The sequence below is a fragment of the Streptomyces flavofungini genome (genome assembly GCF_041028215.1).
GTDB classification, from domain to species: domain Bacteria; phylum Actinomycetota; class Actinomycetes; order Streptomycetales; family Streptomycetaceae; genus Streptomyces; species Streptomyces flavofungini_B.
Genome location: NZ_JASKYR010000625.1, coordinates 1 through 4,330, shown reverse-complemented (window position 1 = coordinate 4,330; position 4,330 = coordinate 1). Strand labels below are relative to the sequence as shown.

Sequence of the window (4,330 nt, the reverse complement as noted above, 5' to 3'; positions counted from 1 at the left end):
GCCCCACTCCGCCCTCACCCGCGACAACGCCCCGCCCTGTACGGCCATCGCGACCGCCATGGCCGTGCAGATCCCGGGCAGCCCGAGCCCCGACAGGGCGTAGGCCAGGCACAGTTGGGTCGCCGACCCGTACGCCGTGATGCGGGCCAGGGACCGGCTGGCGCCGCTCGCCTCGGGGACTCCCGCTACGGCGATGCAGCAGGCGAGCAGCAGCAAGTACGGGCCCAGGCAGCGCAGATAGAGCGTTCCGGCGGCGGCCACGTCGCCCTCGGTGCCGAAGGCACGCATGATCCAGGGCGCGGCGCCGAGCAGCGCCAGGGCAGCCGTCAGGCCCAGTGTGCCCGCCAGAAGCAGCGCCTGCCGGGCGATCGCTTGACGCTCGTCGCGTCCGGCGCCCAGCAGATGGGCGGTGTGGATGGCGGCGGCCTGACGTACGGAGTAGAACGCCATGGTCGCGACGTACGTCGCCTTGGTCGCGATGCCGTACGCGGCGACCTCGTCCACGCCGATCCGCGCGACCACCCCGACGAGCGCCAGCGACCCGGCCATCCGTACGACGAAGTCCACGGACATCGGCAGCCCCACCGCGATGGTCCGCCGCGCCTCCCCGAGACGCGCGCGGACCTGGGAGCCGCCGGGCCCGGGCCCCTTTCGGGGAAGTCGCCGCCCCAGCGCCCGAAGGCCCCAACCGAGCGCCACCGAACGGCCCACGACCGTCGCGATCGCCGCGCCCCGTACGCCCAGTCCGCAGCCGAGGATCAGCAGCGGGTCGAGCACCAGGATCAGGCCGTTGGCCAGCAGCGCCAGTCGCATCGGGGTGCGCGTGTCGCCCAGGCCCTTGAGGATTCCGTCGACCACGTTCGTCGCGTAGAAGACCACCATGCCCGGCAGCGCGACCGCGAAGTAGGCCGTAGCCAGGGGCAGTGCGTCGGCGGCGCCGCCCAGCACCAGGCGGGCGAGCGGCTCCCTGCACACGTACCCGCTGACGGCGACCACGGGGGCGAGCAGCGCCCACACCGCCCAGCCGCCGCGCACCGCCGCGCGGATCGCCGCCGCGTCCCCTGCCCCGCGAGCCCCGGCCACCAGCACCGTCGTACCGGAACCAGCCATGAGGATGACGCCGAGCAGGACGTTCTCGACGTTCGTGGCGACCGCCACCGCCGCGACGGCGGCTCCGCCGAGCCCCGCCACCCAGACCATGTTGATGATCCCCGCCGTGACGCCTGCGAGGAGCTCGCCGTAGACCGGCAGCGCCAGCGTCACCAGTCTCCGACGGTGCTCCCCCGCATCCCCCGGTCTCCTTCGTCCCGTGCGTACTTCGTCCATCGGCGTGCGCTTCCCCCTCGACCGTTGCCGTTCCCGGCTCTGGGTACCTCGAAACGAGGTACCACGGTAAGAGATAGCATCAGACGGACGGCGGAATGACAAGGAGTGCTTCGCTTGCTGGAGTTGTCCATCCTCGGGTTCCTGCGCGAGGAACCCGTGCACGGGCTGCACGGATATGAGCTGAAGGGCCGGTTGCACGCGCTCAACGGGCACATCCGGCCGGTGAGCGACGGCGCCCTGTATCCGGCGATCAACCGGCTGGTCAGAGCCGGTCTCGTCGAGCAGCGCACCGAACCCGGCAGCGCCGCCGCGCCCCGGCGCGTACTGTCCCTCACCGAGGACGGCCATGGGCGGCTGCTCGCGCTGCTGCGGGAGCCCAAGGACGTCGAGATCACCGACGGGCAGCGGTTCTTCACGCTGCTCGCGTTCCTGCACCACCTGCCCGTACGTGCCGAACAGGCCGCGGTCCTCCGCCGCCGCCAGGCCTTCCTCGACGCCCCGGCGAGCTTCTTCTACCGGGACGGAGAGCCTGTGCGGGCGGAGGAGGAACCGGACCTGTTCCGTCAGGGGATGCTGCGCATCGCCCGCGCCACCAGCCGGGAGGAGAAGGAGTGGCTGAGTGAGGCCATCGCCGCCCTGGACTCCCCTCTAGGCGGTCAGGGCCACTAGCCCCCCAGAGGCCGCTCCCGTTGGGACTCGACCAGTTCGCGGGCCTCCTCGTCCGTCGCGACCGAGGGCGGTGAGCCGTCGAGGGGCTTGCGGGCCGTCTCCTTCATCGCGGCGACGGCGATGATGCCGACCAGGCCCGCGAGCATGGTGTAGAACGCGGGCATCAGGTCGTTGCCGGTGGCGCCGATCAGTGCCGCGACGACCAGCGGGGTCGTACCGCCGAAGAGCGAGACCGAGACGTTGAAGCCGATGGAGAGCGAGCCGTAGCGCACGTCCGTGGGGAACAGGGCGGGCAGCGAGGACGACATGACGCCCAGGTAGCAGACCAGGGCGAGGCCGAGGATGAGCAGGCCCGCGAAGACCGGGACCGTACCGCCCTGCTTGATGAGCAGGAAGGCGGGCAGGGCCAGGACGAAGAAGCCCACCGAACCCGCCATCAGGACCGGCTTGCGGCCGACGCGGTCGGAGAGGCGTCCGACGGAGTTGATGAGCGCCATCAGGATCAGCATGACGATCACGATGGACATCAGGCCGCCGGTCTCGCCGAAGCCGAGTTCGGTGAGGTAGGTCGGCATGTACGACAGGAGCATGTAGTCGGTGATGTTGAACGCCGCGACCAGCGCGATGCAGAGCAGCATCGCGCGCCACTGGCCGACGAAGGACTCCTTGAAGGACTTCTTCTGGCGCTCGGCCGCCGGACCGCCCGCCGCCTCCTCCATCTTCTGGAACGCCGGTGACTCGTCCAGCTTCATCCGCAGGTAGAGGCCGATGAGGCCGAGCGGGGCGGCCACCAGGAACGGGACGCGCCAGCCCCAGGACTGCATCGCGTCGTCGCTGAGCAGCATGGTCAGGACGGTGACGAGGACCGCCGCGACGGTGTAGCCGATCAGGGTGCCGAACTCCAGGAAGGAGCCCCAGAATCCGCGGCGCTTGTCGGGGGCGTACTCCGCGATGAACGTGGCGGCACCGCCGTACTCACCGCCCGTCGAGAAGCCCTGCACCATGCGGCAGAGGACGAGCAGGACCGGTGCCCAGACGCCGATCGAGGTGTAGCTCGGGATCAGGCCGATCGCGAGCGTCGCCGTCGACATCATGATCATGGTGAGGGCGAGGATCTTCTTGCGGCCCACGCGGTCGCCGAGCGGTCCGAAGAACATGCCGCCGATGGGGCGTACGAGGAAGGCGGCCGCGAAGGTCGCGAGCGAGGAGAGGGTCTGCGCGGTGTCGTTGCCCGAGGGGAAGAACTCCTTGCCGATGATCACGGCGAGGTAGGCGTAGACGCCGAAGTCGTACCACTCCATGGCGTTGCCGAGCGCGGTCGCCTTCACCGCGCGCTGGACCTGCGCCTCCTCGGTCACCGTGATGTCCGACTGGCGCAGCCGCGGATTCCTGCGGCGCTGGATGGCCCGGAACAGCACCCTGTGCCGTGCCACCGCCTCCGGGGCCGGTGGTGCGGGTGTTTCAGGTGCTTCTGGCGCGCTCACAGGTGGGTCACTTCCTCGGTCGGCGATGGTCGGTCATCGGTGTGCGGTCCCCGCGCAGCGGGCGCCGACCTCCCGACGCCTGCCCCGTCGACGTCGATCAAACCTGCCGATTCCGAAATCGGGCAGAGCCCGCCGGGCCACCAGGCCGCCGGGCTACCGGCGCGGGCACTCCTTCCAGGCCAGGTGGTACTTCGTACTGATGTCGCCGTCCGTGGAGTCCATCGTCATGAAGCTGGACTTCGCCGGATCGGAGGTGCCCGCGCTCACGCGCAGCTCCGTGTTGATGTTGAAGTTCCGCCGTTCACCGCAGGGCGCGTAGACCAGTTGCGCCCAGTCCGTGGTGTCGGTGGCCTGCCAGTTGTCGTCGTAGGCGCCCTTGAACTCATGGCTGAGCGCGGCCGTACTGGGCGAACCCTGGAAGTAGTACGAGGCCTTCTCGATGCCCTTGGCACCCGGCTGGAGCGAGGCGTAGCCGCGGTAGTCGGCGCTCGCGATCGCGTAGGTGAAGCCCTGGGGGACGTACACGACCAGGCTGAGCTGGCAGTTCTTCCGGGCCGCCGTCGGGTCCGCACCGGCGCCCGTCTTGGCGAGGTAGTCGCTGTAGGTGACCGTGAAGGCGGTGTTGTCCTGGGAGACGGCCACGGCGGCGGTGCCGAGGGGGCAGCCCGAGCCGTTCACCGTGGCGACCTCGATCACGATCTTGTCCGGGGGCGGTTCCGTGATCGTCGTCGGACTCTGCGCGGGGAGTGTCGAGCCGAACAGCGCCGCGACGGCGCCGGACAGCAGCAGTGCACCAGCCATGGTTCTCCGTTCCATGCGCGGGCGACCGCGAGCGGCCGCCCGCGCAATGG

4 protein-coding genes are annotated in these 4,330 nt (G+C 70.3%); 1 reads left to right on the top strand and 3 read right to left on the bottom strand.

Annotated features, from left to right (window positions below; genetic code table 11):
- Nucleotides 1-1,326: MATE family efflux transporter (locus AB8Z36_RS31245; RefSeq protein ID WP_369216755.1), on the bottom strand; the 1,326-nt coding region annotated here is incomplete at its 3' end.
- A 114-nt stretch (nucleotides 1,327-1,440) separates the two neighbouring features.
- Between AB8Z36_RS31245 and AB8Z36_RS31240 the strand changes: the two genes are divergently transcribed.
- Nucleotides 1,441-1,995, top strand: a complete 555-nt coding sequence (locus tag AB8Z36_RS31240) for a PadR family transcriptional regulator (protein ID WP_369216754.1) — start codon at nucleotides 1,441-1,443, stop codon at nucleotides 1,993-1,995.
- On the opposite strand, the gene proP is transcribed toward AB8Z36_RS31240, so the two are convergent.
- A complete protein-coding gene (proP, locus tag AB8Z36_RS31235) occupies nucleotides 1,992-3,479 on the bottom strand; it encodes a glycine betaine/L-proline transporter ProP (protein ID WP_440582043.1) in 1,488 nt (495 codons plus the stop codon). The genes AB8Z36_RS31240 and proP overlap by 4 nt on opposite strands.
- 153 nt (nucleotides 3,480-3,632) lie before the next feature.
- A complete protein-coding gene (locus AB8Z36_RS31230; protein ID WP_369216752.1) occupies nucleotides 3,633-4,280 on the bottom strand; it encodes a DUF4360 domain-containing protein in 648 nt (215 codons plus the stop codon).
- Nucleotides 4,281-4,330: the final 50 nt, after the last annotated feature.

Coding starts and splice junctions, on each gene's coding strand:
- AB8Z36_RS31230 (WP_369216752.1), bottom strand. CDS start 4,280: ATGGCTGGTGCACTGCTGCTGTCCGGCGCCGTCGCGGCGCTGTTCGGC.